General features: G+C 66.7%; 25 protein-coding genes. 10 read left to right on the top strand and 15 right to left on the bottom strand.

Annotation, left to right across the window (positions count from 1 at the left end; all coding sequences use genetic code 11):
* Positions 1-134: 134 nt before the first annotated feature.
* The 5 genes from U5809_RS02465 to U5809_RS02485 form a co-directional block, all read right to left on the bottom strand.
* Positions 135-389, bottom strand: a complete 255-nt coding sequence (locus U5809_RS02465) for a hypothetical protein (RefSeq protein ID WP_322085346.1) — start codon at positions 387-389, stop codon at positions 135-137.
* A 35-nt stretch (positions 390-424) separates the two neighbouring features.
* The gene (locus U5809_RS02470) at positions 425-880 is read right to left on the bottom strand and encodes a DUF1269 domain-containing protein (RefSeq protein ID WP_322085347.1); all 456 of its coding nucleotides are present in this window, start codon (positions 878-880) and stop codon (positions 425-427) included.
* A 69-nt stretch (positions 881-949) separates the two neighbouring features.
* Positions 950-1147 carry a hypothetical protein gene (locus tag U5809_RS02475; protein ID WP_322085348.1) on the bottom strand — a complete coding sequence of 66 codons (198 nt, stop codon included), beginning with the start codon at positions 1145-1147 and terminating at the stop codon, positions 950-952.
* 52 nt (positions 1148-1199) lie between these two features.
* On the bottom strand, positions 1200-1649 hold the full coding sequence (locus U5809_RS02480) for a phosphate-starvation-inducible PsiE family protein (protein ID WP_322085349.1): 450 nt from the start codon (positions 1647-1649) through the stop codon (positions 1200-1202).
* Entirely contained in the window at positions 1646-1993 is a 348-nt protein-coding gene (locus U5809_RS02485; RefSeq protein WP_322085350.1) for a LysR family transcriptional regulator, read from the bottom strand. The genes U5809_RS02480 and U5809_RS02485 overlap by 4 nt, the downstream gene beginning before the upstream one ends.
* Positions 1994-2369: 376 nt before the next feature.
* On the opposite strand from U5809_RS02485, the gene U5809_RS02490 reads away from it, so the two are divergent.
* The 5 genes from U5809_RS02490 to U5809_RS02510 all read left to right on the top strand — a co-directional run bounded on the left by U5809_RS02490 (position 2370) and on the right by U5809_RS02510 (position 10490).
* Positions 2370-3437, top strand: a complete 1068-nt coding sequence (locus tag U5809_RS02490; RefSeq protein ID WP_322085351.1) for a Dyp-type peroxidase — start codon at positions 2370-2372, stop codon at positions 3435-3437.
* Positions 3430-4245, top strand: a complete 816-nt coding sequence (locus tag U5809_RS02495; protein WP_322085352.1) for a family 1 encapsulin nanocompartment shell protein — start codon at positions 3430-3432, stop codon at positions 4243-4245. The genes U5809_RS02490 and U5809_RS02495 overlap by 8 nt, the downstream gene beginning before the upstream one ends.
* Positions 4246-4354: 109 nt before the next feature.
* Positions 4355-4624 (top strand): hypothetical protein, encoded by a 270-nt coding sequence (locus U5809_RS02500; protein ID WP_322085353.1) that lies wholly within the window; start codon positions 4355-4357, stop codon positions 4622-4624.
* Positions 4625-5247: 623 nt separating this feature from the next.
* Entirely contained in the window at positions 5248-8088 is a 2841-nt protein-coding gene (locus U5809_RS02505) for an ATP-dependent Clp protease ATP-binding subunit (RefSeq protein ID WP_322085354.1), read from the top strand.
* Between the two features lie 122 nt (positions 8089-8210).
* The gene (locus U5809_RS02510; protein ID WP_322085355.1) at positions 8211-10490 is read left to right on the top strand and encodes an FdhF/YdeP family oxidoreductase; all 2280 of its coding nucleotides are present in this window, start codon (positions 8211-8213) and stop codon (positions 10488-10490) included.
* Between the two features lie 99 nt (positions 10491-10589).
* Here U5809_RS02510 and U5809_RS02515 read toward each other — a convergent pair whose 3' ends face one another.
* Complete coding sequence (locus U5809_RS02515; protein WP_322085356.1) at positions 10590-12011, bottom strand: cytosine permease; 1422 nt, start codon at positions 12009-12011, stop codon at positions 10590-10592.
* Between the two features lie 396 nt (positions 12012-12407).
* Between U5809_RS02515 and U5809_RS02520 the strand changes: the two genes are divergently transcribed.
* The gene (locus U5809_RS02520; RefSeq protein WP_309290238.1) at positions 12408-13331 is read left to right on the top strand and encodes a LysR substrate-binding domain-containing protein; all 924 of its coding nucleotides are present in this window, start codon (positions 12408-12410) and stop codon (positions 13329-13331) included.
* A gap of 57 nt (positions 13332-13388) precedes the next feature.
* Here the strand turns inward: U5809_RS02520 and argE are convergent, their stop codons facing one another.
* The 4 genes from argE to U5809_RS02540 form a co-directional block, all read right to left on the bottom strand.
* Positions 13389-14552 carry an acetylornithine deacetylase gene (gene argE / locus U5809_RS02525; RefSeq protein ID WP_322085357.1) on the bottom strand — a complete coding sequence of 388 codons (1164 nt, stop codon included), beginning with the start codon at positions 14550-14552 and terminating at the stop codon, positions 13389-13391.
* The gene (locus U5809_RS02530; RefSeq protein ID WP_322085358.1) at positions 14545-15222 is read right to left on the bottom strand and encodes a DUF1028 domain-containing protein; all 678 of its coding nucleotides are present in this window, start codon (positions 15220-15222) and stop codon (positions 14545-14547) included. The genes argE and U5809_RS02530 overlap by 8 nt, the downstream gene beginning before the upstream one ends.
* An 8-nt stretch (positions 15223-15230) precedes the next feature.
* Positions 15231-15668, bottom strand: a complete 438-nt coding sequence (locus U5809_RS02535; protein WP_059545953.1) for a RidA family protein — start codon at positions 15666-15668, stop codon at positions 15231-15233.
* An 84-nt stretch (positions 15669-15752) separates the two neighbouring features.
* Positions 15753-17075, bottom strand: coding sequence for an NAD(P)/FAD-dependent oxidoreductase (locus U5809_RS02540; RefSeq protein WP_322085359.1), 1323 nt, complete (start codon positions 17073-17075; stop codon positions 15753-15755).
* Between the two features lie 58 nt (positions 17076-17133).
* Here U5809_RS02540 and U5809_RS02545 point away from each other — a divergent pair, with 58 nt between their 5' ends.
* From U5809_RS02545 to trpS, 3 genes are all read left to right on the top strand, one after another.
* Positions 17134-17310, top strand: coding sequence for a hypothetical protein (locus tag U5809_RS02545; protein WP_322085360.1), 177 nt, complete (start codon positions 17134-17136; stop codon positions 17308-17310).
* 653 nt (positions 17311-17963) lie between these two features.
* Positions 17964-18119, top strand: coding sequence for a hypothetical protein (locus U5809_RS02550; RefSeq protein WP_162838121.1), 156 nt, complete (start codon positions 17964-17966; stop codon positions 18117-18119).
* Positions 18120-18328: 209 nt separating this feature from the next.
* Positions 18329-19342 carry a tryptophan--tRNA ligase gene (trpS, locus tag U5809_RS02555; RefSeq protein WP_322085361.1) on the top strand — a complete coding sequence of 338 codons (1014 nt, stop codon included), beginning with the start codon at positions 18329-18331 and terminating at the stop codon, positions 19340-19342.
* Between the two features lie 9 nt (positions 19343-19351).
* Here the strand turns inward: trpS and U5809_RS02560 are convergent, their stop codons facing one another.
* Positions 19352-19765 (bottom strand): VOC family protein, encoded by a 414-nt coding sequence (locus U5809_RS02560; RefSeq protein ID WP_322085362.1) that lies wholly within the window; start codon positions 19763-19765, stop codon positions 19352-19354.
* Between U5809_RS02560 and U5809_RS02565 the strand changes: the two genes are divergently transcribed.
* Positions 19748-20365, top strand: a complete 618-nt coding sequence (locus U5809_RS02565) for a nuclear transport factor 2 family protein (RefSeq protein WP_322085363.1) — start codon at positions 19748-19750, stop codon at positions 20363-20365. The two genes, U5809_RS02560 and U5809_RS02565, sit on opposite strands and share 18 nt — an antisense overlap.
* Positions 20366-20383: 18 nt before the next feature.
* On the opposite strand, the gene U5809_RS02570 is transcribed toward U5809_RS02565, so the two are convergent.
* The 4 genes from U5809_RS02570 to cydB form a co-directional block, all read right to left on the bottom strand.
* Positions 20384-20770: a VOC family protein gene (locus U5809_RS02570; protein ID WP_322085364.1), complete on the bottom strand. Its 387-nt coding sequence runs from the start codon at positions 20768-20770 to the stop codon at positions 20384-20386.
* 41 nt (positions 20771-20811) lie between these two features.
* Complete coding sequence (locus U5809_RS02575) at positions 20812-21405, bottom strand: SMI1/KNR4 family protein (RefSeq protein WP_322085365.1); 594 nt, start codon at positions 21403-21405, stop codon at positions 20812-20814.
* Positions 21406-21495: 90 nt separating this feature from the next.
* The gene (locus tag U5809_RS02580; protein ID WP_322085366.1) at positions 21496-22416 is read right to left on the bottom strand and encodes a bestrophin family protein; all 921 of its coding nucleotides are present in this window, start codon (positions 22414-22416) and stop codon (positions 21496-21498) included.
* A gap of 157 nt (positions 22417-22573) precedes the next feature.
* Positions 22574-23581: a cytochrome d ubiquinol oxidase subunit II gene (gene cydB, locus U5809_RS02585; protein WP_282512758.1), complete on the bottom strand. Its 1008-nt coding sequence runs from the start codon at positions 23579-23581 to the stop codon at positions 22574-22576.
* Positions 23582-23583 lie beyond the last annotated feature (2 nt).

The following is a 23583-nucleotide window of genomic DNA, read 5'->3' on the forward strand; positions in this document are numbered from 1 at the left end:
AAGACAAGGTTCGGCATCCTACTGCGTCATTTCGACGAATGTAAGTGACAGTTTGGCGAGGAAACCTCAAATCCGGCGCGCGTGGTGAACAGATTCGCACGCGACGGCGCGGGCCTGCACAGGCCCGCATGCACTCACGCGTCGTCGACGTTGTCCGCGTAGTGGTCGATCGCGACCTTGCACTCGTCGAACACCACCGTCAGCAGCGCGACATCGTTCGACTCGACCCACTTGCGAATCTGCAGGAACTGGCCGGTGCCGAGATCGGCGAGGCGGCCCGGATCGTCGGTCGTCACGTCGACGGTCGCGATCGCGCGGTTGCCGGTGCCGGGCAGCGGCGCCAGCGTCGCCGCGATGTCGAAGCGGCGGTACGATTGATCGATGCGCATGCGGTCCTCCCGAAGTGGCTCGAAAAAATGTGTGCTCAACCGAGCGCCTGGCGGAACACCTTGCCGCCGAATCCCCTCACGACGTTGTCGACCGAGAACGGCGTGTCCTCCTTCGCCTCGACGATGACCGCGACGCTGCCGGGTGCGAGCCGCGCGGCCACTGCCTCGACGAAGCTGCCGTCGAGCAGCGCATTGCCGGCCGCATCCGCGAGGATGCCCGCGCCCGCGCCTGCCGCCATGCCGGTGACCACGCCGAGCGGCCCCGCCAGCAGGCCGAGCAGGCCGCCCGCGATCGCACCGATCACGCCGCCCTTGAACGGTCGCGATTCGGCCGCGAGCACCGCGAGCTTGCCGGCCGCGTCCTTCTCGACGACGACGCCGTTCTCGATGTGGAATCCTTCATTCTTCTCCGACAGCGCCTCGAAATCGTTCACAGCCCGATGGGCCGTGTCGACGCTGCCGAACACGGCGACGATCAGTTGCTTGGTCATTCGACACCTCGCTCGGTTGGATGATCAGGTATCGCGGCCGCAACGCGTGCGGCACGCCGCGGTGCGCCTTCAGATGCCCGTTGCCGCGACGCGTGCGCGGGCCGCGTCGGCATACGCATGCGCGGCCGCCTGCTGCAGCCCGGCGACCGATGGCGCACGTGTGCGCGCGGCATCGGCGTCGTACGCGTCGCGTGCCTGCCGGTAGGCGTCCGACGATGCGCGCTGCAATTCGATGGCCTGCGTCGTTGCGACGGATTGCGGTTTCATGCAACACCTCCTGCGGAAACATGGCGAACGCAAGCGTCATGCCGCTTGCCGGTTACTTGCGCGCGTGCACGTCGTCCTCGACATCGTCGACGTCCGCCGGAAAGCGATGCTGCCCGAAACTGAGAATCAGCACGCCGACCGCGAGCAGCACGATCCCGAAGGTCGTCATCAGCATCCGCTCGGGGCTGTCGGTCGCGCCGCGCAGGATCAGGTCGCGTGCAAGCGACGTCATCGCAATGAACAGAGGAAACCGCACCGGCAGCCGGCCGAGCCGCAGGTAGCGCACGTCCATCGCGAGCACTTCCAGATACAGGAACATCAGCAGCAAGTCGGTCAGCGACACCTCGCCCGCGAGCACGACCTTCCACGCTTCCTGCGTCATCGCGAACGCCGTCGCGAGCCCGATCACGATCAACCCGGCCAGCTCGGCCGCGTGAAGGAAATGACCGAAACGGCGACGGATGCGCTCGGCCGGCGAACAGGAAATGGTAGACGTATTCAAGGCGACAGTCGGTGTGAGGGGGCGTAAGCGGCGCCGGGCGGCGGGAAATCGGGGCAACGTGCGGCATCGCATGCATTCGCCGCAGGCACATGAGCCGCGCCGGTCGCCTGCTCGACCGCGGAGAGCGTGCGGCGGCAGCACACGTGGAACGCGTCGCCCGCGTCGGTACAGGCCACATCGTCGTGCTCGCGGCACAGCAGCAGGCGGCAGCCGAGATAGCGTTCGAGCGAATCGATCCGCTCGCTCACCTGCGCCTCGCCGAGCTTCAGCTCCGCCGCGGCGCCGGACAGGCCGCCGTGCTCGACCACCGCGACAAACACTCGCATCGCTTCCAGCAGGTTCATGGTGACGCTCCTCGTCGGCGGCGTAGCGGGACCTAATCTACTGCACGCGGCACGCACGCTCAAGAGCACAGCGCCGTGGGCGCCAGGAGTACAGCTGCGCGGGCCCCGCGCAAAATCCGGCCCTGTTTGACACAATCGAATGACAGATTGACGATACGTGTTCCAAAGACCTGCCGAAGCTGCTAGATTGCATGCTCGACGACGTTACGCGGTGCGGGCAGGTCACGCGCCGGGCGGCCGGCCGCCGCCGCTGCGGCCCGTTGCGCGATGCCCGCGCAACGTCCTTCATCCGCATGTCACAAAGAGAACAGTCGCATGACACAGTTCAACCGAACGCCCTCGCGCGCCGCGTCAGCCGCGGCCCGTCCGTCCCGACATGACTGACCGGCAGGCCGCGATGCAGACTCCTCCCCCGCTCTCCCAGGCCGTTCACAGCACGATCACGCGCAGCGCGATCTTCCTCGTGGCGACGATCAATCCCGGTGCCGATCACGCTGACACGATTCGTTCATGGTGCGGCGACATCGCCGCGCTCGTGCGCTCGGTCGGCAAGCGCGTGCCGGGCGGCAACCTCACGTGCGTGTGCGGCTTCGGCGCCGACGCGTGGGATGCGCTGTTCGGCGATCCGCGCCCCGCGTCGCTGCATCCGTTCCGAGAATTCGGCGCCGGCCACCGCGTCGCGGTCGCGACGCCCGGCGACATCCTGCTGCACATCCGCGCCGAGGCGATGGACCTGTGCTTCGAACTCGCGACGCAACTGCTCGGCGCGCTCGGCGATGCGGTGACCGTCGTCGACGAGGTGCACGGCTTCCGCAATTTCGACCAGCGCGCGATGATCGGCTTCGTCGACGGCACCGAGAACCCGGAAGGCCGCGAGGCGGTCGACTTCACGGTGATCGGCGACGAGGACGCGGAATTCACGGGCGGCAGCTACGTGATCGTGCAGAAGTACCTGCACGACATGGCCGGCTGGAACGCGCTCGCGGTCGAGACGCAGGAACGCATCATCGGCCGCACCAAGCTGTCCGACATCGAACTCGCGCCGGACGTGAAGCCGTCGTGCTCGCACAGCTCGCTGACCACGCTCGACGAAGGCGGCCAGGAAGTGAAGATCCTGCGCGACAACATGCCGTTCGGGCGCCCGGGCGCCGGCGAGTTCGGCACCTTTTTCATCGGCTATGCGCGCTCGCCGGCGCCGATCGAGCAAATGCTCGAGAACATGTTCGTCGGCCGCCCGCCGGGCAACTACGACCGCCTGCTCGACTACAGCCGCGCGGTCACCGGCTCGCTGTTCTTCGTGCCGTCGGCCGACCTGCTCGAAGCGCTCGCCGACCGCGCGGCGCCGGCTGCCGACGCCGCACAACCGGAATCCTCGTCGTCCGCGCCGCATCGCGACGGCTCGCTGAAAATCGGCTCGCTGAAAGGACCCAAAACCCATGAATAACCTGCACCGCGAACTCGCCCCGATCTCGTCGTCCGCCTGGGAACAAATCGAGGAGGAGGTGGCGCGCACCTTCAAGCGTTCGGTGGCCGGCCGCCGCGTCGTCGACGTCGATGGCCCCGAGGGCCCCGAACTGTCGGCCGTCGGCACGGGGCATCTGCTGGAGGTCGCCGCGCCGCGCGAGCACGTGAACGCGCGGCTGCGCGAAGTGCGCACGATCGTCGAGCTGACGGTGCCGTTCGAACTGAGCCGCGAGGCGATCGACAGCGTCGAGCGCGGCGCGCGCGACGCCGACTGGCAACCGGCGAAGGAAGCCGCGCAGCGGCTCGCGTTCGCCGAGGACAACGCGATTTTCGACGGCTACCAGGCCGCCGGCATCGTCGGCATCCGCGAAGGCACGTCGAACCGCAAACTCACGCTGCCGGCGGACGTCAGCGCCTATCCGGACGCGATCAGCGACGCGCTCGAGGCACTGCGCCTCGCCGGTGTCGACGGTCCATACTCGGTCGTACTCGGCTCGGACGCCTACACCGCGCTCAGCGAAGCGCGCGATCAGGGCTATCCGGTCCTTGGCCATATCAAACGCATCGTCAGCGGCGAGATCATCTGGGCGCCGGCGATCAGCGGCGGCTGCGTGCTGTCCATGCGCGGCGGCGACTACGAGCTGCACCTCGGGGAAGACGTATCGATCGGCTACACGAGCCACACCGACAAGGGCGTCCGCCTGTACCTGCGCGAGACGTTCACGTTCCTGATGCTGACGAGCGAAGCATCGGTGGCCGTGGCGCCGCAGGGCAATCCGGCGGCCTGACCCTGGCTGCCCGCGCGCGATGCCCGAGCCCGGGCGTCGCGCGCGACCGGCCGCGCTGCCGGCCGCATGTTCGTCGCCGATCGAGCCCATCCTGTATGGAGAGATTGTCATGAGCGATACGAATGATGCACTGCAGGCGCTGCAAGCGTCGGTCGACACGTTGAAGCGGACCGTCGACGCGAACGCGGGCAGCCAGGCCGGCGACACCGCCGTGCTGTTTACCGTCGTGTCGCTGATGCTGGCCGAGCTGCCGCCCGACACGCGCAACCTGATCGAGGATTCGTTCTCCGTCTGGGCCAATGGTCTGCCGAATGCGGCATTGTCGACCGACGTGAAGCAGATCGCCCGGCAACGGCTCGCGATGAAACTCTCCGACTGATCGCGGTTCCCCACGATTGCGCCATGTCCGGCCCGATCCGTGCAACCCGCCCTCTCCTTCGCCGGCCTCACGGCACGCATCGGCTGCGGTGCGTGTGCGGCCGGACGTAACCGGTTCGCCCACGCCACCGGTGCGCGCGTCATGCCGCGCGCGACCCTCCGCTTCCCCTTCCGAGCGCCGGCGGCCGGCCGCCTGCGCGCCGATGTCGCACCGCGCGCCGTTCGCGTTCCGCTTGACCCCGCTTCCGGGCACCATATCCCCCACCCGCCGCGCACGCCCGCGCCGCCGCGTGCGCGCCCGTCTGTACTCCTTGGCGCCCGCGCGCGCATCGATGTGAGGGTGCAATTCACGGCCGGTCCGGCGTGGAACTGTGTCTTGGATGGCCTCCGCCGATTCGCTATTTTGAACGCAGTCGAAGCGATGCCGTGGGCTCCTTGCAGCACTCGCGCTTCCTGCCCCGACCGCGACCGTGCGCCACGCCGGTGCGCGCTGCGCGACCGCACCGGCGCGGCACGCGCACCGCCGCGCCGCGCGTCGTATGTGCGCGGTCGGGACGCGCGAGCGCCGCACCGCATCGGGACTTCACCCTTCGACCCACCTTCACAGACAGGAGCCAGACCACCATGCCCGCACTTTGCGATATCTGCCACGCCCGGCCGGCCGTCGCGCGCGCAACCGTGATGCAGGACGGCGAGCGCAAGACGATCTCGATCTGCGATTACCACTTCCGTCAGCTGATGCGGCATCAGAGCATGCTGAATCCGTTCGATTCGCTGCTGGGCGGCGGCGGCTCGTCGTCGCTGTTCGGCGAGCTCGGCGACGAATCGCCGCTTGCCGCCGAGATTCCGCGCGAATCGGTCGACCCGACCGACGCGTTCAGCGAACAGACGCTCGAACTGCTGCAGCGCGCGGCCGAGAAGGCGCACGAGCTGCGCCGCAGCGAGCTCGACTCCGAGCACCTGCTGTACGCGCTCGCGGACACCGACGTGTGCGCTGCGCTGTTGAAGGAACTGAAGCTGTCGCCGCAGGACATCAAGTCGTACATCGACGAGCATGCGCACACCGGCACGGCCGACCCCGATGCGCCGCTCGACAAGCTGTCGATCTCGCCGCGCGTGAAGAAGGCCGTGCAGTACGCGTTCCAGGCGTCGCGCGATCTCGGCCACTCGTACATCGGCCCCGAGCACCTGCTGATCGGGCTCGCGTCGGTGCCGGACAGCATCGCCGGCACGCTGCTGAAGAAATACGGCGTGACGCCCGAGGCGCTGCGCCAGAAAGTCGTGAAGGTGGTCGGCAAGGGCGCGGAGGATGGCCGCGTCGATGCGCCGACCGGCACGCCGAACCTCGATAAGTTCGGCCGCGACCTCACCGCGATCGCGCGCCAGGGCAAGCTCGACCCGGTGCTCGGCCGCGCGCAGGAAATCGAGAGCACGATCGAGGTGCTCGCACGCCGCAAGAAGAACAACCCGGTGCTGATCGGCGAGCCGGGCGTCGGCAAGACGGCGATCGTCGAAGGGCTCGCCCAGCGGATCGTCAACGGCGACGTGCCCGAGGTGCTGCGCGACAAGCGGCTCGTCGAGGTCAACATCAACTCGATGGTGGCAGGCGCGAAGTATCGCGGCGAATTCGAGGAGCGCGCGAAGCAGCTGATCGACGAAGTGACTGCGAAGCAGGACGAACTGATCCTGTTCATCGACGAGCTGCACACGATCGTCGGCGCGGGCCAGGGCGGCGGCGAAGGCGGTCTCGACATCGCGAACGTGCTGAAGCCCGCGCTCGCGCGCGGCGAGCTGAGCCTGATCGGCGCGACGACGCTCAACGAATACCAGAAGTACATCGAGAAGGATGCCGCGCTCGAGCGGCGCTTCCAGCCGGTGTTCGTGCCGGAGCCGAGCGTCGAGCAGACGATCGTGATCCTGCGCGGGCTGCGCGACAGCCTCGAGGCGCACCACCAGGTGACGTTCTCCGACGACGCGTTCGTCGCGGCCGCCGAGTTCGCCGACCGCTACATCACGTCGCGCTTCCTGCCCGACAAGGCGATCGACCTGATCGACCAGGCCGCCGCGCGCGTGCGGATCGGCGCGACGTCGCGCCCGGTCGACATTCAGGAAGGCGAAGCGCAGATCGCGCAACTGAAGCGCGAGCAGGATTATGCAACCTCGCGCAAGCGCTTCGACCAGGCGAAGCAGTTCGAGGACCAGATCAACGAGAAGCAGAAATCCGTCGACGAGATGATGGAGGCGTGGCAGCGCAAGACCGGCTCCGAGACGCTCGAAGTGACCGTCGAATCGGTGGCCGAGGTCGTGTCGCGGCTGACCGGCATCCCGGTCTCCGAACTCACGCAGGAAGAGCGCCAGAAGCTGCTGCAGATGGAAGAACAACTCCGCGAGCGCGTGGTCGGCCAGAGCGACGCCGTGGTCGCGGTCAGCGATGCCGTGCGGCTGTCGCGCGCGGGGCTCGGCCAGACGCACCGGCCGATCGCGACGTTCCTGTTCCTCGGGCCGACGGGCGTCGGCAAGACCGAGCTCGCGAAGGCGCTGGCCGAGACCGTGTTCGGCGACGAGCAGGCGATCATCCGCATCGACATGTCCGAGTACATGGAGCGGCACGCGGTTGCACGGTTGATCGGCGCGCCGCCCGGCTACGTCGGCTACGACGAAGGCGGCCAGCTCACCGAGCGCGTGCGGCGCCGCCCGTACAGCGTGATCCTGCTCGACGAGATCGAGAAAGCGCATCCGGACGTCTACAACGTGCTGCTGCAGGTGTTCGACGATGGCCGGCTGACCGACGGCAAGGGCCGCGTGGTCGACTTCAGCAACACGATCATCATCGCGACCAGCAACCTCGGCGCGGCGATCATCATGGACAACCTCACGCAGCCGGAAGCCGCGCGCAAGACCGACAAGGCCGTACGCGAGGAGCTGATGCAGGTGCTGAAGGGCCATTTCCGTCCCGAGTTCCTGAACCGGATCGACGAGGTGATCGTCTTCCACGCGCTGTCGAAGGACAACATCCGCTCGATCGTACAGATCCAGCTCGACCGCGTGGTGCGTACGGCCGCCGCACAGGACATCACGCTCGTGATGGGTAGCTCGCTCGTCGATCACCTGACCGAAGTCGGCTACCAGCCGGAATTCGGCGCGCGCGAACTGAAGCGCCAGATCCGCCAGACCATCGAGACGCGGCTTGCGAAGGAGATTCTTGCCGACCGGCTGAAATCGGGCGACCGGTGCGAAGTCGACTTCGACAAGGACAGCGACGAAGTGAAGTTCAACAAGCTCGCCGCGCCGGAAGCGAAGGAGCCGAAGGACGCGAAAAAGGACGCCGACGGCAAGGCCAAGCCGAACGGCAAGGCCGCCAAGGCATCGGCCGACGCGAAGGCGGACGACGCGCCGGCCGACGCACCGCCGCCCGCGGCGAAGTCCGGCAAGAAGTCGTCCGGCGCGAAGAAGGACGCTAACTAAAAAACGCGTGCCCTGCAATCCGGGGCACGCATGACCGGCTCCGTCCGCCGGACGGAGCCGCCCCACGCCGCGACATGGCGCAACCGAGCCACCCGAATCGGGCCCGGCTCATGGAGATTCACATGACAAATCGACGCGAAGTGCCAGGCATCAGGAAGTACGATGGGCCCGCCGGCGGTTGGGGCGCGCTTCGCGCGACAGCCGATGCGGTGCGTACGCAGATGGAAACCATCGAGGCGCCGATCGTGCTGATGCGGACCAACCAGCCCGACGGCTTCGACTGCCCCGGCTGTGCGTGGCCCGACAAGGAACACAAGTCGACGTTCCAGTTCTGCGAGAACGGCGCGAAGGCCGTCACGTGGGAAGCGACGACCAAGCGCGTGACGCCCGAGTTCTTCGCGGCGAACACCGTGTCGTCGCTGCTGCGCATGTCGGACTACGAACTGGAGAACATGGGCCGGCTCACGCATCCGCTCGTCTATGACCGCGCGAGCGACACGTTCCGCCCGATCGAATGGGACGACGCATTCGCGCGCATCGGCGAAGTGCTGCGCGCGCTGCCGCCCGAGCAGGTCGAGTTCTACACGTCGGGCCGCGCGTCGAACGAAGCCGCGTACCTGTACCAGCTGTTCGCGCGCGAGCTCGGCACCAACAACTTCCCCGACTGCTCGAACATGTGCCACGAGCCGACCAGCGTCGGCCTGCCGCAGTCGATCGGCATCGGCAAGGGCACCGTCTCGCTGGAGGATTTCGACCACTGCGAGCTGATCATCTCGATCGGCCACAACCCCGGCACGAACCACCCGCGGATGATGGGCACACTGCACGAGTGCTCGCGCCGCAATGTGCCGATCATCGTGTTCAACCCGCTGCGCGAACGCGCGCTCGAACGCTTCGCCGATCCGCAGGACATGATCGAGATGGCGTCGTTCGGCTCGACGCGCATTGCGTCGACGTATTACCAGGTCGACGCCGGCGGCGACGCGGCCGCGCTGAAGGGCATCATGAAGGCGCTGCTGCAGCTCGAAGCCGAGCGCGGCGACGTGCTCGACCGCGACTTCATCGCGCAGCACACCAACGGCTTCGACGCGTTCTCGGCCGACCTCGAAGCCACGTCGTGGGACGACATCGAACGCGCGAGCGGTCTCAGCCAGGCGCAGCTCGAACAGGTCGCGCTCGCCTACGCAAAGTCGAACGCGACCATCATCACGTACGGGATGGGCGTCACGCAGCACAACAAGGGCACCGCAACCGTGCGCCTGATCGCCGACCTGCTGCTGATGCGCGGCAACATCGGCAAACCCGGCGCCGGCGTGTGCCCGCTGCGCGGCCATTCGAACGTGCAGGGCAACCGCACGGTCGGCATCACCGAGAAACCGTCGGCCGAGTTCCTGAAGAAGATCGAGGACGTGTGCGGCTTCACGCCGCCCGCGCATCACGGGCACGACGCCGTGCAGGCGATGCAGGCCATGATCGACGGCACCGCGAAGGCGCTGCTGTGCCTCGGCGGCAACTTCGCGGTCGCGCTGCCCGATCCCGAGCTGTCGTTCCCGGCGATGGCGAAGCTCGACCTGAGCGTGCATCTCGGCACGAAGCTGAACCGTTCGCACCTGCTGGTCGGCAAGGAAACCTTCATCCTGCCGGTACTCGGCCGCACCGAGCTCGACATGCAGGCCACCGGTCGGCAGTCGATCACCGTCGAGGATTCGATGTCGATGGTCCATGCGTCGGCCGGCAAGCTCAAGCCGGCGTCCGACCAGTTGCGCTCGGAGCCCGCGATCGTCGCGGGAATCGCGCATGCGACGCTGCCGACCAGCAAGGTCGCATGGCTCGACCTGATCGCCGACTACGACCGCATCCGCGACCTGATCGACCGTACGGTATCCGGCTTCGAGGCGTTCAACGAGCGCATCCGCACGCCGGGCGGCTTCCGGCTGCCGCTGCCGCCCACCGAGCGCGTGTGGCCCACGCCGACCGGCAAGGCGATGTTCTCGGTCTACAAGGGCGTGAAGGAAGACGCGGACGTACTCGGCGCCGAGCAGGTATTGCGGCTGATCACGCTGCGTAGCCACGACCAGTACAACACGACGATCTATGGGCTCGACGACCGCTATCGCGGCGTGTTCGGCCGGCGTGACGTGCTGTTCATGAACACGGCCGATCTCGCGAAGTACGGACTCGAGCACGGCGACCTCGTCGACATCGAGACGATCACCGCGTCGGGCCGCACGCTGCGCCTCGAGAAGATCACCGCGATCGAGTACGACATCGCGCCGGGGTCGGTCGGCGCGTACTACCCGGAAGCGAACGTGCTCGTGCCGCTCGACTACATCGACAAGGAAAGCGGCACGCCGTCGTACAAGTCGGTGCCGGTACGCGTCGCGCGCTCGGCGGTCGTCTGACCGACGGACAGGCGCGCGGTGCGTAGCTCACCGCGCGCCTGCCCGACTCCTTCCCCCGGCCGCCGCCGCGCCACAACCAAAGCGGCGGCCCCCCTTCGTTTAACGCGCCGCCGTCGGCGGCAGATGCGCACCGCCCTGCCGGCGCCGGTACGCGCTGTCGCGCGTCGCGAGCCAGTAGTACAGCGGCGACGTCAGCAACAATCCCACGAGCCACGACAGATCCGCGCCGCCCAGATGCGCGGGAATCGGGCCGGCGTACATCGGCGTGTTCATGAACGGAATCTGCACGAGAATACCGATCGCATACGCGAGCAGCGCCTGCGGATTGAAGCGGCCGTAGATCCCGCCGTCGACCATGAAGATCGACTTGATGTCGTACTTGCCCTTGTGGATCACGTAGAAGTCGATCAGGTTGATCGCCGTCCACGGCACAAGCACGACCAGCAGCGCGAGCACGAGATCGACGAGGTTGCCGACGAAGTTCGTCGACGCGCCGATCGCCGCGTAGCAGCAACCGACGAAGATCACGACCGACACCACCGCGCGCGCCTTCGCGGTCGGAATCCACTTGTACGCGAACGTCTGCACCGACGTGATCACCGCGAGCACCGCGCCGTACAGGTTCAGCGCGTTGTGGCTGATCACGCTCAGCAGGAACAGCACGAGCATCAACGGGCCGAGCGGGCCCGTCGCCTGCTTGACGGCATCCATCGTGTCCATGCCGGCCGGCACCGCGAGCACCGCGACCGCGCCGAAGATGAACGCGAGCGTCGAGCCGATCGTGCAGCCGAGATAGGTCGCCCAGAACGTCGATGCAACACCGACGTTTTCCGGCAGATAGCGTGAATAGTCCGACACGTACGGCGCGAACGCGATCTGCCACAACGCCGACAGCGACACCGTCGCGAGCCAGCCTGCGAAGTCGAAACCGCCGCGCGTCAGGAAGTCGTCGGTCGTCACGTGCGTGAGGATCATCCAGAAGCCGACGAAGATGCCGATGCCGAGCACCCATGTACCGATGCGGTTCAGGATGTGGATGAACCGGTAGCCGACGATTCCGATCAGCCCCGAGCCCACCGCGCCGATCACGATGCCGACGGGCACCGGCACCGACGATGCGATGCCGTGTACCGACTTGCCGGCGAGCACGATGTTCGATGCGAAGAAGCCGACGTACATCACGGCCGCGATCACCGTGACGAGCAGCGCGCCCCACGAGCCGAACTGCGCACGGCTCTGGATCATCTGCGGGATGCCCATCTGCGGGCCCTGCGCGGAATGCAGCGCCATCAGCACGCCGCCGACGGCCTGGCCGACGACGATCGCGACGATGCCCCACATCAGGTTCAGGTGAAACATCTGCACGCCCAACGCACCGGTCACGATCGGCAGCGGCGCGATGTTGCCGCCGAACCAGAGCGTGAACAGGTCGCGCACCTTGCCGTGGCGCTCCGCGGGCGGCACATAGCCGATCGTGTGCTTCTCTATCATCGGGGACGCATTGCGTTCCGCGTTCGTCATGGTGATGTCTCCTGTCCTGCGCGGCGATGCGCGCTTGCCGTTTCCGCCGGCGCGCGTCGAGGTGCGCGCCTGCAACCGGGTCCGGATACGCGAGCGACGACGCGCCGCGTGCACGCGCGGCGGTGTCGAACGAAGCTGACGACGTGCAGGCGGGGACGGATGAGATGCCCCGCCGGCGCGGCCGTTTCGCGATTCTTCGTGATCCAGGTTGGAGACGATGGTGCGCCACGACTATCGCGGCCGGAAAATACTAAAAATATTTCCGCGACATACGAAAAAGCTCTGCAGCGGAAATTCCGGCGCCGATCGACTTCAGGTAAGGTGCCAGGGTCTGTTTCGATATGGAACGCGCATGCGCCCGCGGCGGCACGCCGGGGCCGGGCATCAGAGGTGCTTGTGGCTCACTACACTTTGCGGCAACTGAAATACTTCATCACGACGGTCGAATCCGGCAGCGTTGCCGAGGCCTCACGCCAGCTCTTCATCGCACAGCCGTCGATCTCCAGCGCGATCAAGGGGCTGGAGGAGAGCTTCGGCGTGAAGCTGTTCATCCGTCATCACGCACAGGGCGTGTCGCTGACGCCGAGCGGCACGCGCTTTTACCGGAAAGCGCAGGAGCTGCTGCGCATCGCGCACGAGTTCGAACAGAACGCGCTCGCCGACAACGACGTGATCACCGGGCAGATCGACATCGGCTGCTTCGAGACGGTCGCGCCGCTCTACCTGCCGCAACTGATCGCGGGCTTTCGCGAGCGCTACCCCGGCGTGAACATCCGGCTGCGCGACGGCGACCAGCAGGAACTCGTGCAGGGCCTGACGTCGGGCACGTTCGATCTCGCGCTCATGTACGACCACGATCTCGACGGCACGATCGAGACCGAGCCGCTGATGCCGCCGCAGCAGCCATACGTGCTGCTGCCGGAGAACCACCGGTTCGCGGGCCAGTCGCACGTATCGCTGCGCGACCTGTGCGTCGAGCCGATGATCCTGCTCGACGTGCAGCCGAGCCGCACCTATTTCGTCAGCCTGTTTCACGAACTCGGGCTCACGCCGAACATCGTGTTCGGCTCGCCGTCGATCGAGATGGTGCGCGGGATGGTCGGCCAGGGGTTCGGTTTCTCGCTGCTCGTCACGCGCCCGCATTCCGAATACACGTACGACGGCCAGCGCGTCGTGACGATAGGTCTCAGTGAAACGGTGAGCCCGTCGGGGCTCGTGAGCGCACGGTTGAGGCGCGGCCAGCTCACGAAGCAGGCGCAGTCGTTTGTCGATTTCTGCCGCGAACGGCTTGCGCAGATCGTTGCGGAATCGGCCCGATAGAGAAAAATGGAAAACGCACGCGCCGCAGGGTGCGGTGCGTGCGGTTCGCTTGCAAGTTCAGACCGCCGATGAAAGATGCGCGGCCAGGCGACCCAGCATCGCGTCGCATCCATGCAGCTGTTCGAGCGTGACGAACTCGTCGGGCTTGTGCCCCTGGTCCATGCTGCCGGGCCCGCACACCACGGTCGGAATCCCGGCCTGACCGAACAGCCCGCCCTCGGTGCCGAACGCGACCGTCCCGAACGCATCGGAGCCGCTCAGCATCGCGAGCAGGCGCGCAGCTTCGCTGTCCGGCGCAGTGGCCAGCCCCGGATACGCGCCCAGCGGCTGCAATTGAATGTCGGTCCCGGGCTGCACCGCACGCATCTTCGGCAATAGTTCGGATTCCGCATAGTCCTGCAGCTTCCTCGGCACGTCGTGCGCGTCGAAATCCGGCAGCGCGCGCACCTCGAAATCGAACTCGCATTCGGCCGGCACGATGTTCAGCGCACGGCCGCCCTTGATCAATCCCGTCTGCACGGTCGAGAACGGCGGATCGAAACGGCTGTCGTGCCGTTCGGGCCGCGCAAGAGCCGCGCCGATCTCGCCGAGCCGGCCGATCAGCTTCGCCGCATAGTCGATCGCATTGACACCCGACGGCGCGTACGCCGAGTGACACGCGGCGCCCTTCACATGGCAGCGCATCGCGAGCTTGCCCTTGTGACCGAGTACCGGCTTCAGTTCGGTCGGCTCGCCGATCAGGCACAGACGTGGACGATGTTCGCGCGCGGCCAGTGCTTCGAGCATCGGCCGCACGCCGAGGCAGCCGACTTCCTCGTCGTACGAGAACGCGAGATGCACGGGCAGGCTCAGCGGCCGTGCGACGAACGCCGGAACGGCCGCGAGCGCCGACGCGATGAAGCCCTTCATGTCGGCCGTGCCGCGGCCGTACAGGCGGCCGTCGCGCTCGGTCAGCCGGAACGCCTCGACCGTCCACGCCTGCCCGTCCACTGGCACCACGTCGGTATGGCCCGACAGCGCGATGCCGCCGCGATCGCACGGCCCGATCGTCGCGTACAGGCTCGCCTTCGTGCGTTCCGCGTTGTAGAACAGTTCGCTCTCCACGCCGAAGCCCGCGAGATAGTCGCGGATGAAGCCGATCATCTCGAGGTTCGAATCGCGGCTGACCGTCGCGAATCCGATCAGCCGTTCGAGCAGCGCTCGGCTCGACGTATCACTCATCGCCCGGCACTCCGTAGCTTGGCGCGGCGGTCGGGTTCAGCGCACGCGTCTGGTAGTCCTGCATCTGCGGCCGGTACGCACGCCAGAGCGTCTCGAGCTGCCCCACCGGATCGGTATCGGCCCAGTCGACGCGCAGGTCGACGATCGGCCAGGTCACGTCGCCGGCCACCTTCAGCGCGGCCGAATGCACCGGCCCGGCTTCACCGCCGGCCGCCATCGCCGCATGCATCGCGGCCAGCAGGCGATCGGCGAGCAGGCCGGGCGCCTGTTCGAAGGCCCGCACCATCGTGTCGATCACGGCAGGCGCGGCCAGCAAGTTGCCGGCCGCCACGCACTGCTCGCCCTGCACCGCGTGATGCGTGCCGAGCGCCTCCTTGCCGGTGAAGCACGCCGTGTGCCCCTGCCCGTCGATCACCGTGACCTGCCGGTACTGGCTCCAGCCGTTCGCGCTGAGCGCGCGATCGAGCGCGGCGGCGGGCGCGAGCTGGTCGTGCTCGATCAAGTCGAGAATCTGCGGGCCGAGCGCCGGCAGCGTGATGTTCTGCGTCGCGACCGCGCCGACGCCCGCGCGCACCCACGGGCAGCGCGCGCCGACCGCAATGCTCGACGAGCTGATCGCGATCCCGAGCTGGCCCGTCTCCGGGCAGCGCCCGACGATGGAGAAAGTCATGTCGCCTCCTATGCGCGGTTCGGCTGCCAGTTGTCCGGGATCACGGCGATCACGTCGATCTCCATCAGCCACTGCGGCTGACCGAGCGCCGACACGACGAGCCCCGTCGAGATCGGATACACACCCTTCAGCCACTTGCCGACTTCCTGGTAGACCGGCTCGCGATAACGCGGATCGATCAGGTAGGTCGTCGTCTTCACGATGTGCGTGATGTCGCTGCCGGCTTCCTCGAGCAACTGCTTGACGTTCTTCATTGCCTGCTCGGCCTGTGCGCGCGCGTCGCCGAGGCCGATCAGGTTGCCATCGAAATCGGTGCCGACCTGGCCGCGCACGTAGACGGTGTTGCCGGCCCGCACGGCCTGGCACAGGTCGTTGTCGAGCGTCTGGTTCGGGTAGGTATCCTTGGTGTTGAACATGCGGATACGCGTATGGGTAGGCTGGCTCATCGAGGTCCTTCGAGTGTCGGTGTGTTCGCCCGCCGCGCCGGAAGCATTCGCGGCGCAGCGGGTTCGTGTCTGTTCGTCAGGTGGTCAGCTCGTCGCTTCGGCGAGCGGGCGCGCGTCGGCCAGTGCCTGCGATGCGGCGGCGCGGTGCTGCGACGCGTCGTGGTACGCGAGGTACTTGCGCTGCGTGACGATGTGATCGGCGATGTGCTTCGCGTCGTGCCACACGCCCCAGATGAAGCTGGAGCCGCGCCGCGACAGCCATGGCAGCCCGACGAAATAGATGCCAGGCTCCTTCGACACGCCGCGCTGGTGCTGCGGCTTGCCGTTCGGCGCGAACGCATCGACGTTGAGCCAGCCGTAGTCGACCGCGTAGCCGGTCGCCCAGACGATCGACGTGACGCCGGCACCGGCGAGGTCGAGCGCGAGGATCGGATGCGCGACGCATTCGGGGTTCGGCAGGATACGGCGTGCTTCCGGCTCTTCCGGCAGGTCGAGGCCGTTGCGTGCCGCGTAGGCGTCGGCCGCGTCGAGCAGCGACAGGTAGTTTTCGTCGCCGCGGGCGAGATTGATCGCGAGATCGCGTTCGAACACCGCCACGCCGCCGTCGAACGACTTCGTCAGCCCGACGAGCGTCACGCCCTGGTTCGCGAGCGCGCGAAAATCGACCGTGTGGCCGCCGCGCGCGCCGCTCACCGCGATCGTCACGTGTTCACGGCCGGGCGTCGCGATTTCCTTGTCCCATTCGCCGAGAACGCCGAGCCACCAGCAGAAGTCGCGGCCGCGATACGCACGCGGCGGGCGATCGTGCGGCCCGACCGACAGGTACACCTGCCGGCCCGCGCGCTGCAGTTCGTCGGCGATCTGCACGCCCGACGAACCGGCGCCAACCACCAGCACCGCGCCTTCCGGAAGCTGGTCCGGGTTGCGATAGTCGGCGGAATGGATCTGGACGAGGCGTGCGTCGTCCGGCGCGATCGGCGGAATGACCGGGCGCTGGAACGGCCCCGTCGCGACGACCACGCGATTCGCCTCGATCGTGCCGTCGGAGGTCTCGACGACGAAGCCCGGCTTGCCCGTGTTGCGCACGACGCTCTTCACTTCGACGCCGGTTCGGATGGGCGCGTTGAACTTGCGCGCATACGCTTCGAAGTAGTCCGCGACCTGGTCTTTCGACGCGAACGCGTCGGGATCGAGACCGTCGAATTCAAGCCCCGGGAAGCGGTCGTGCCACGCCGGGCCGTTCGCGACCAGCGAATCCCAGCGCCCCGTGCGCCAGCGTTCGGCGATGCGGCTGCGCTCCAGTACCAGATGGGGCACGCCCAGCTTGCCCAGGTGCTCGCTCATGGCCACGCCGGCCTGCCCGGCGCCGACGACGAGCGTATCGATTGAAGTTGTTTCGACTGCCACGGCTGTCTCCTTCTGAAGTGCGGCTCAGTGCGACGCTCGTGCTGTCGCGTGAGTTGGAATGGAGACATTCTGCGGACAGGCCGCTTGGCGCGAAATGATGTTTTTTGTTGGTGTTGACGAGAAAAAAGCTGGGGCGCAAGCCAGTGGTATCGGCGACGGCGGTATCGCAGCACCGCTTATCGCGCGCCCCCGCCGATCGACGATCACGCCCGGCAACGGTACGACATCGGCTTGATTCGGCCCATGCTCGGTTGATTGTCAATCGGAGAGGGAGTGCCGCGATTCGGCGTCTCGGTCAGGTCGAGCAACGAGGCACCGCCCAGCGCCTTCCTGGCAAAGCATTCGGGCCCATGGTTCGTGACCGGCGTGCCGGTAGATTGTAATCGGAGCGTGTACTGTCGCCGGATCGGCAAAACGACACTCGTGACACGCTTGCACCCGGGCTCTCATCCGCCATTCGACTGTCGCCATGGTTTCGACGAGCCAGACGCACGAACAACCGCCACCGGCCCAAGGCCCGCACATCATTCGACGACTGTGCGCGCGGCGCTCCCTCGGACGGGGCTTCGTTTCGATGCAGCGATCCCGCCCCGGCAATGCGCCGGTTATCCGGCGTAGCCTCATGCAGCCGCCCGCAGCCCCACAATTCTTGACTGTGCCCGTTGCGCCGAACTGGTAGGATGCCGGTCACCTCGACATGGAAAGCGGACGCGGACTATCCAATCGTCCCTTTTTATCGCCCGCGACCGGCGCTCTCCTCCGTCGCCCCGGTCGACACGGTGCCCCAAAACGGCACGCCCACCCCTGTAAAACCCGCAACACCCCGGCATCGCCCCCGTGCGACCCGTTGCAGTAACCGTTGGAGTGGCGCATCCCGCGCCAGCAAGCATGAAGAAATCGAAGCAGCCCACCCATCCCCCGCGCGACAAGGACCGTACGCCTTTGGTGCGCGCCGGCGCGCTGCTGCTGATGGCCGGCCTGCTGTACCTGCTGTGGCCGTCCGCCGAAACCGCGTATCTCGCGATGGAGTCGGTGATCCGCTGACGCGCACGGCCGGCCGCGCACTACGCTATACTTGCGCGATGGAAACCCAACCCGCCTCGCCGAACGTGCATTGCTGGTGGCGCGCCTGACCCAGGCGGCCCGTTTCCTTGTGCATGTCCCAAACGTGATGCCGCCAGCCATGGCGGCATTTGCGTTTCTGCGCCGACATCATGGCTGGCGGCTTCGATAACCCGGAGCCAACGTCCACCATGACTCACCCGAACCGACCGATCATCCTCACCGGCGACCGCACGACCGGCCCGCTGCATCTCGGCCATTACATCGGCTCGCTGCGCGCTCGCGTGCAGATGCAGCACGAAGCGCAGCAATTCCTGCTGCTCGCCGATACGCAGGCGCTGACCGACAACATGGGCCGCCGCCAGCGCGTCACCGAGAACGTAATCGAGGTCGCGCTCGACTATCTCGCCGTCGGCATCGATCCGGCGATCTCGACGATCGTCGTGCAGTCGCAAGTGCCCGAACTCGCCGAACTGTCGCAATACCTGCTCAACCTCGTCACGGTCGCGCGCCTCGAGCGCAATCCGACCATCAAGGAAGAGATCCGCCTGCGCGGGTTCGAGCGCGACATCCCGGCCGGTTTCCTGACCTACCCGGTAAGCCAGGCGGCCGACATCACCGCGTTCAAGGCGACGCACGTGCCGGTCGGCGACGATCAGCTCCCGATGATCGAACAGACCAACGAACTCGTGCGCCGCTTCAACGCGACGGTCGACAAGCAAGTACTGGTCGAATGCGAGGCCGTGCTGTCGTCGGTCACGCGACTGCCGGGCATCGACGGCAAGGCGAAGATGAGCAAGTCGCTCGGCAACGCGATCACGCTCGGCTCGACGCCGGACGAGATCACGCAAGCCGTGAAGGACATGTACACGGACCCGAACCATCTGCGCGTGAGCGATCCCGGCCAGGTCGAGGGCAACGTCGTGTTCACGTTCCTCGATGCATTCGAGCCGGACGTCGCGAAAGTCGACGAGCTGAAGGCCCACTACCGCCGCGGCGGCCTCGGCGACAGCGTCGTCAAGCGCGTACTGAACGAGCGGCTGCAGGCGCTGATCGAACCGATCCGCACGCGCCGCCGCGAGTTCGAGGCCGACAAGACCGAGGTGATGGCGATCCTGAAGCGCGGCACGCTGCACGCGCGGGAAGTGGCCGGCGCGACGCTCGCAGAGGTGAAGGGTGCGATGGGGCTCACGTATTTCGACTGAGCGGCACCGTCACGGCCGCTCGCGCTCCGCCGGAGCGGCATGACACACGGCCTCGATCCGGTTGCCGGCCGGGTCGACGAGAAAGGCCGCGTAGTAGTCGCCATGATAGTGCGGCCTCAATCCGGGGTCGCCGTCGGACTGGCCGCCCGTTGACAGGCCGGCTTCGAAAAACGCGTGCACCTGCTCGCGCGAAGACGCCTTGAAACACCAGTGCCGCTTGCTCGTCCCGACTTCGGCGGGATCCAGATACACCGCCAGACAAGTCGATGCGATGTCGTCCGCGTTGCAACGTTCGCCGTAGCCGAGCGCGGTGGGCCGGTCGTAGACCTTGGCTGCGCCCAGCGCGGCCATGACGGCATCGTAGAAGGGGCGCGCCTGGTCGATATCCGGCACGCCGATGGACACGTGATCAAGAAGTTGCATGGTGTGGGCTCCGTTGGACGTGCACGAGTCTACACAAGCACCACGTATTGCGCCGAAGCCCCCTCGCACATTGCGGCCAAGCACTTAGTCCACTCCGCCGATGTCGCGCCCCTGCGCACCCGCTATCGTTTCCCCGTCATCCACACAGTTCACGACACCATGACGCCCCAGGAATCGATCGACCGGCTGGACATCCAGGATCTGCTGACGCGCTACTGCCACGCCGTCGACCGCCGGGACTGGCGCGAATTCGAGCGGCTCTTCGCCGCCAACGCACGTCTCGACTACACGGCATTCGGTGGCCCGGTCGGCAGCCGCGCGGAAATTGCAACCTATCTGGAACAGATGACCTCGGCGATGCGCGGCACGCAGCACACGATCTCGACGTCGCTGCTGATCGTCGACGGCGACGCCGCAACCGCGCGAACGGCCGGCCAGGTGATGATGATCTCGGCCGATGAAGCCGGCGACGATCGCGTGTGCTTCGTCGGGCTGTGGTATCGCGACCTGCTGGTGCGGACCGAATGCGGGTGGCGCATTCAGAGCCGCATGCAGGAGCGCAGCTGGATGCACAACGCGCCGCCGGTCGCGGCGCTCTGACAAAGCCCGTGCGGCGCGTTACTTCATCTGCATCAGCTGAATCAGGTTCCCGCACGTATCGTCGACGATCGCGACGCGCACGGGCCCCGCATCCATCGGCTCCAGCGTGAACTGCACGCCGAGTGCCGCGAGCCGCGCGAACTCGCCGTCGAGATCGTCGACCTGGAACGACGCGGCCGGGATCCCGTCCTCGTACAGCGCCTGCTTGTACGGCCCCACCGCGCGATGGTTGCTCGGCTCGAGCAGCAGCTCGGTGCCGTCCGGCTGGTCTTTCGACACGACGGTCAACCAGCGGTAGTCGCCCACCGGCACGTTATTCTTAAGCTTGAAACCGAGCTTGTCGGTATAGAACGTCAACGCCTTGTCCTGGTCGTCGACAAAGATACTCGTCACGTAGATTCGCACGTCACTCTCCTGAAGCAGCTATCCGTAATCGGCGCCCGCCTCTATTCTTCGTCGAAATCGATGACAAACGCATAACCGTCGTCGATCAGCTTGCGCAGGTAGCCGTCGAAGTCGTCGGCGATCACCGCGTAGCCGTCGGGATCGTGCAGGAAGCGCACGACCTGCCCCACCTTGCCGCCGGGCGCCGGCGCGAAATCGATGTAGAGCTGCGACGTGCCGCCGTTGTTCATGCAGTGCGAGAAGCACAGGCGCCGGCCCATCGGCAATGCGATGTCGATGCGCGAATCGACGAGTTCGCCATCGTCGTTCGCGTCGTCGCCGTAGATCTCCGCGATGCTGTCGCGGTACTTCGCGCCTTCTTCGAGCATCTGCGCGGCAGACAGCAGGTAATAGGGGTATTCGTAGACGTCGGAACCCAGCACGAGCACATTGATCGTCGTACCGCCGTAGTCGCGCCAGTAGGTGCCGTCAAGCTTGCCGAGCAGTTCGAGCAGGCTGGCCGGGCACAGTGGATACGCCGCACGCAGCGCGTCGAGCTGGGCGGGCGTCGCGCCCGTGGCGACGGTGAGCGCCGTATTGTCGGCCTCGGGCAGCGCAGCCCGCAGGCCGGCGAGATAGGTATCGACGAGGGTCATCGCGAAGGATCCTGATTCCGGGAAACGGGCAAGCGCCATTCTAGCGCCGCTCGCCGCCCCGCATGATCGCCCCGCTTGAGCGCCCCCCCCTTACGTGATCTGGTACGTCGACGCCGGCACGAATTCCTCCGGTATCGGACGGTCGCCCAGTTCGAGCACCGACCGCTCGATCGTGCGCGTCATCGCATCGAGTGCGAGCGCATTCGGCGCGAGGCCGAACGGTTCGGCGACCTCGTTCGCGATCGCTTCGAGCGCGATCAGCGTGTACGAGATGAACACGCAGATCAGCGGCGTAAAGAATTCCGTCGAATCGACGAGCCCGAACGGCAGCAGCACGCAGTACGCATACACGGTGCGATGCAGCAGCACACTGTACGAGAACGGGATCGGCGTCGACAGGATGCGCTCGCAACCACCCACCGATTTGCCGAGCTCATCGAGCTGCGCATCGAACATCCAGCAGGTCGCGTCGCTACCGGGCGCGCGGCCCAGCGCACGGACGATGCCGCCGCGCAGCTCGTCGAGGATCGCAACGGGTTTGAAGCATTTGCCGCCAAGCTCGACCGTGCGCTCCACGCCGAGAATGCGCTGGAGGTCCGCGGTCGGATCGGTATGGCGCAGCTGATGCTTCAGCGCATACGTGAACGCGATCAGCAGATCGGCGAGCCGGTTGCGCTCGACGGTGCCGACGCTGTCGGGCAAGTAGCGGTTCAGTTGGGACGTCACGGTGCGCGCGGCGATCAGCAGGTTGCCCCACAGATGGCGCGCCTCCTTGAAACGCTCGAAGCTCGCATTGTTGCGAAACGCGAGGAAGATCGCGAGTGCGAGCCCGAACAGCGTGAACGGCGCGGTGTTGAGCGGAATCTTCTCGCCGAAGATGCGCCCGTTCGTGAAGACCGCCAGCGTGCTGACGATCGCCATGAACACGAGCTGCGGAATGATCGATTGCAGCACGGAGCCGTTCCATACGAACAGCATCCTGAGCCAGTTTTGTCGTGGTCTGACGATCATGGTGTTTTCTCGACTGCCAAAGGAATGCGCGGCGCGGCACACCCGATGCGCAACGGCCCGCGCGTGGCGGGCCGCTGTCGGTCGGGTGCGGTGCCGGAGGCGCGCTGCGCGTGATGATACGCCCGCGCACGCCGCGCCCCGTCACATCGCATGCTGCTCAGTGATAGCCGACGTCGCCCTCGCGCACCTTGCCGCGGAATACGCGGTACTGCATCGCGTTGTACACGAGGATGATCGGCAGCACGATCACGGTGCCGACGAGCGCGAACAACTGGCTCGAATGGCTCGACGACGCCGCCCAGATCGTCAGCGAAGGCGGCACGATGTTCGGCCAGATGCTGATCACGAGCCCCGTGTAGCCGAGGAACACGAGCGCGAGCGTCAGCAGGAACGGCGTGGCCTCATGTTCGCGCTTCACCGTATGGAAAATGCCCCACACGCATGCGACGACGAGGACCGGCACCGGCAGGAACCAGCCGAGGTTGCCGCTGCCGAACCAGCGGTGCGCGACGGCCGGCAACCCGATCACGGTCCACAGGCTCACCACGCCCATCACGGCGAGCAACACGCCCGCGAGCGGCTTCATCAGCAGCCGCATCTTGCGCTGCAGTTCGCCGTCGACCTTCAGGATCAGCCAGCCGCAACCGAGCGTCGCATACGTGACGAGCACGCCGATCCCGCAGAGCAGGCTGAACGGCGACAGCCAGTCGAACGGCCCGCCCGCGAACTGGTTGTTCTCGATCTTGATGCCCTGCAGCAGCGAACCGAGCACGATCCCCTGGCAGAACGCCGCGAGCGCGGAACCGCCGATGAACGCGAGATCCCACATGTGTTGCGTGCGGGTGGCCTTCGCGCGCAACTCGAACGCCGCACCGCGGAAGATCAGGCCGACCAGCATCAGCACCAGCGGCAGGTAGTTCGCGGGCAGCAGCGTCGAATACACGACCGGGAACGCGCCATAGAGGCCCGCGCCGCCGAGCACGAGGAACGTCTCGTTGCCGTCCCATACCGGCGCGACGGTGTCGAGCATCACCTGGCGCTCGGCCTTCGCATCGAAGAACGGAAACAGCAGGCCGATACCGAGATCGAAGCCGTCCAGCATCACGTAGATGAATACGCCAAGGCCGATGATCGCGGCCCATACGACAGGAAGATCGATTTGCATGG

Origin of the sequence: Burkholderia sp. BCC1999, assembly GCF_905339975.1 — a bacterium.
Classification (GTDB): Bacteria; Pseudomonadota; Gammaproteobacteria; order Burkholderiales; family Burkholderiaceae; genus Burkholderia.

Bases quoted from the DNA above. Each gene is read 5' to 3' on its own strand.
- U5809_RS02465 (WP_322085346.1), bottom strand. From the start codon at position 389: ATGCGCATCGATCAATCGTACCGCCGCTTCGACATCGCGGCGACGCTG.
- U5809_RS02470 (WP_322085347.1), bottom strand. From the start codon at position 880: ATGACCAAGCAACTGATCGTCGCCGTGTTCGGCAGCGTCGACACGGCC.
- U5809_RS02475 (WP_322085348.1), bottom strand. From the start codon at position 1,147: ATGAAACCGCAATCCGTCGCAACGACGCAGGCCATCGAATTGCAGCGC.
- U5809_RS02485 (WP_322085350.1), bottom strand. From the start codon at position 1,993: ATGAACCTGCTGGAAGCGATGCGAGTGTTTGTCGCGGTGGTCGAGCAC.
- U5809_RS02490 (WP_322085351.1), top strand. From the start codon at position 2,370: ATGACTGACCGGCAGGCCGCGATGCAGACTCCTCCCCCGCTCTCCCAG.
- U5809_RS02495 (WP_322085352.1), top strand. From the start codon at position 3,430: ATGAATAACCTGCACCGCGAACTCGCCCCGATCTCGTCGTCCGCCTGG.
- U5809_RS02500 (WP_322085353.1), top strand. From the start codon at position 4,355: ATGAGCGATACGAATGATGCACTGCAGGCGCTGCAAGCGTCGGTCGAC.
- U5809_RS02505 (WP_322085354.1), top strand. From the start codon at position 5,248: ATGCCCGCACTTTGCGATATCTGCCACGCCCGGCCGGCCGTCGCGCGC.
- U5809_RS02510 (WP_322085355.1), top strand. From the start codon at position 8,211: ATGACAAATCGACGCGAAGTGCCAGGCATCAGGAAGTACGATGGGCCC.
- U5809_RS02515 (WP_322085356.1), bottom strand. From the start codon at position 12,011: ATGACGAACGCGGAACGCAATGCGTCCCCGATGATAGAGAAGCACACG.
- argE (WP_322085357.1), bottom strand. From the start codon at position 14,552: ATGAGTGATACGTCGAGCCGAGCGCTGCTCGAACGGCTGATCGGATTC.
- U5809_RS02530 (WP_322085358.1), bottom strand. From the start codon at position 15,222: ATGACTTTCTCCATCGTCGGGCGCTGCCCGGAGACGGGCCAGCTCGGG.
- U5809_RS02535 (WP_059545953.1), bottom strand. From the start codon at position 15,668: ATGAGCCAGCCTACCCATACGCGTATCCGCATGTTCAACACCAAGGAT.
- U5809_RS02545 (WP_322085360.1), top strand. From the start codon at position 17,134: ATGGAGACATTCTGCGGACAGGCCGCTTGGCGCGAAATGATGTTTTTT.
- U5809_RS02550 (WP_162838121.1), top strand. From the start codon at position 17,964: ATGAAGAAATCGAAGCAGCCCACCCATCCCCCGCGCGACAAGGACCGT.
- trpS (WP_322085361.1), top strand. From the start codon at position 18,329: ATGACTCACCCGAACCGACCGATCATCCTCACCGGCGACCGCACGACC.
- U5809_RS02560 (WP_322085362.1), bottom strand. From the start codon at position 19,765: ATGCAACTTCTTGATCACGTGTCCATCGGCGTGCCGGATATCGACCAG.
- U5809_RS02575 (WP_322085365.1), bottom strand. From the start codon at position 21,405: ATGACCCTCGTCGATACCTATCTCGCCGGCCTGCGGGCTGCGCTGCCC.
- U5809_RS02580 (WP_322085366.1), bottom strand. From the start codon at position 22,416: ATGATCGTCAGACCACGACAAAACTGGCTCAGGATGCTGTTCGTATGG.
- cydB (WP_282512758.1), bottom strand. From the start codon at position 23,581: ATGCAAATCGATCTTCCTGTCGTATGGGCCGCGATCATCGGCCTTGGC.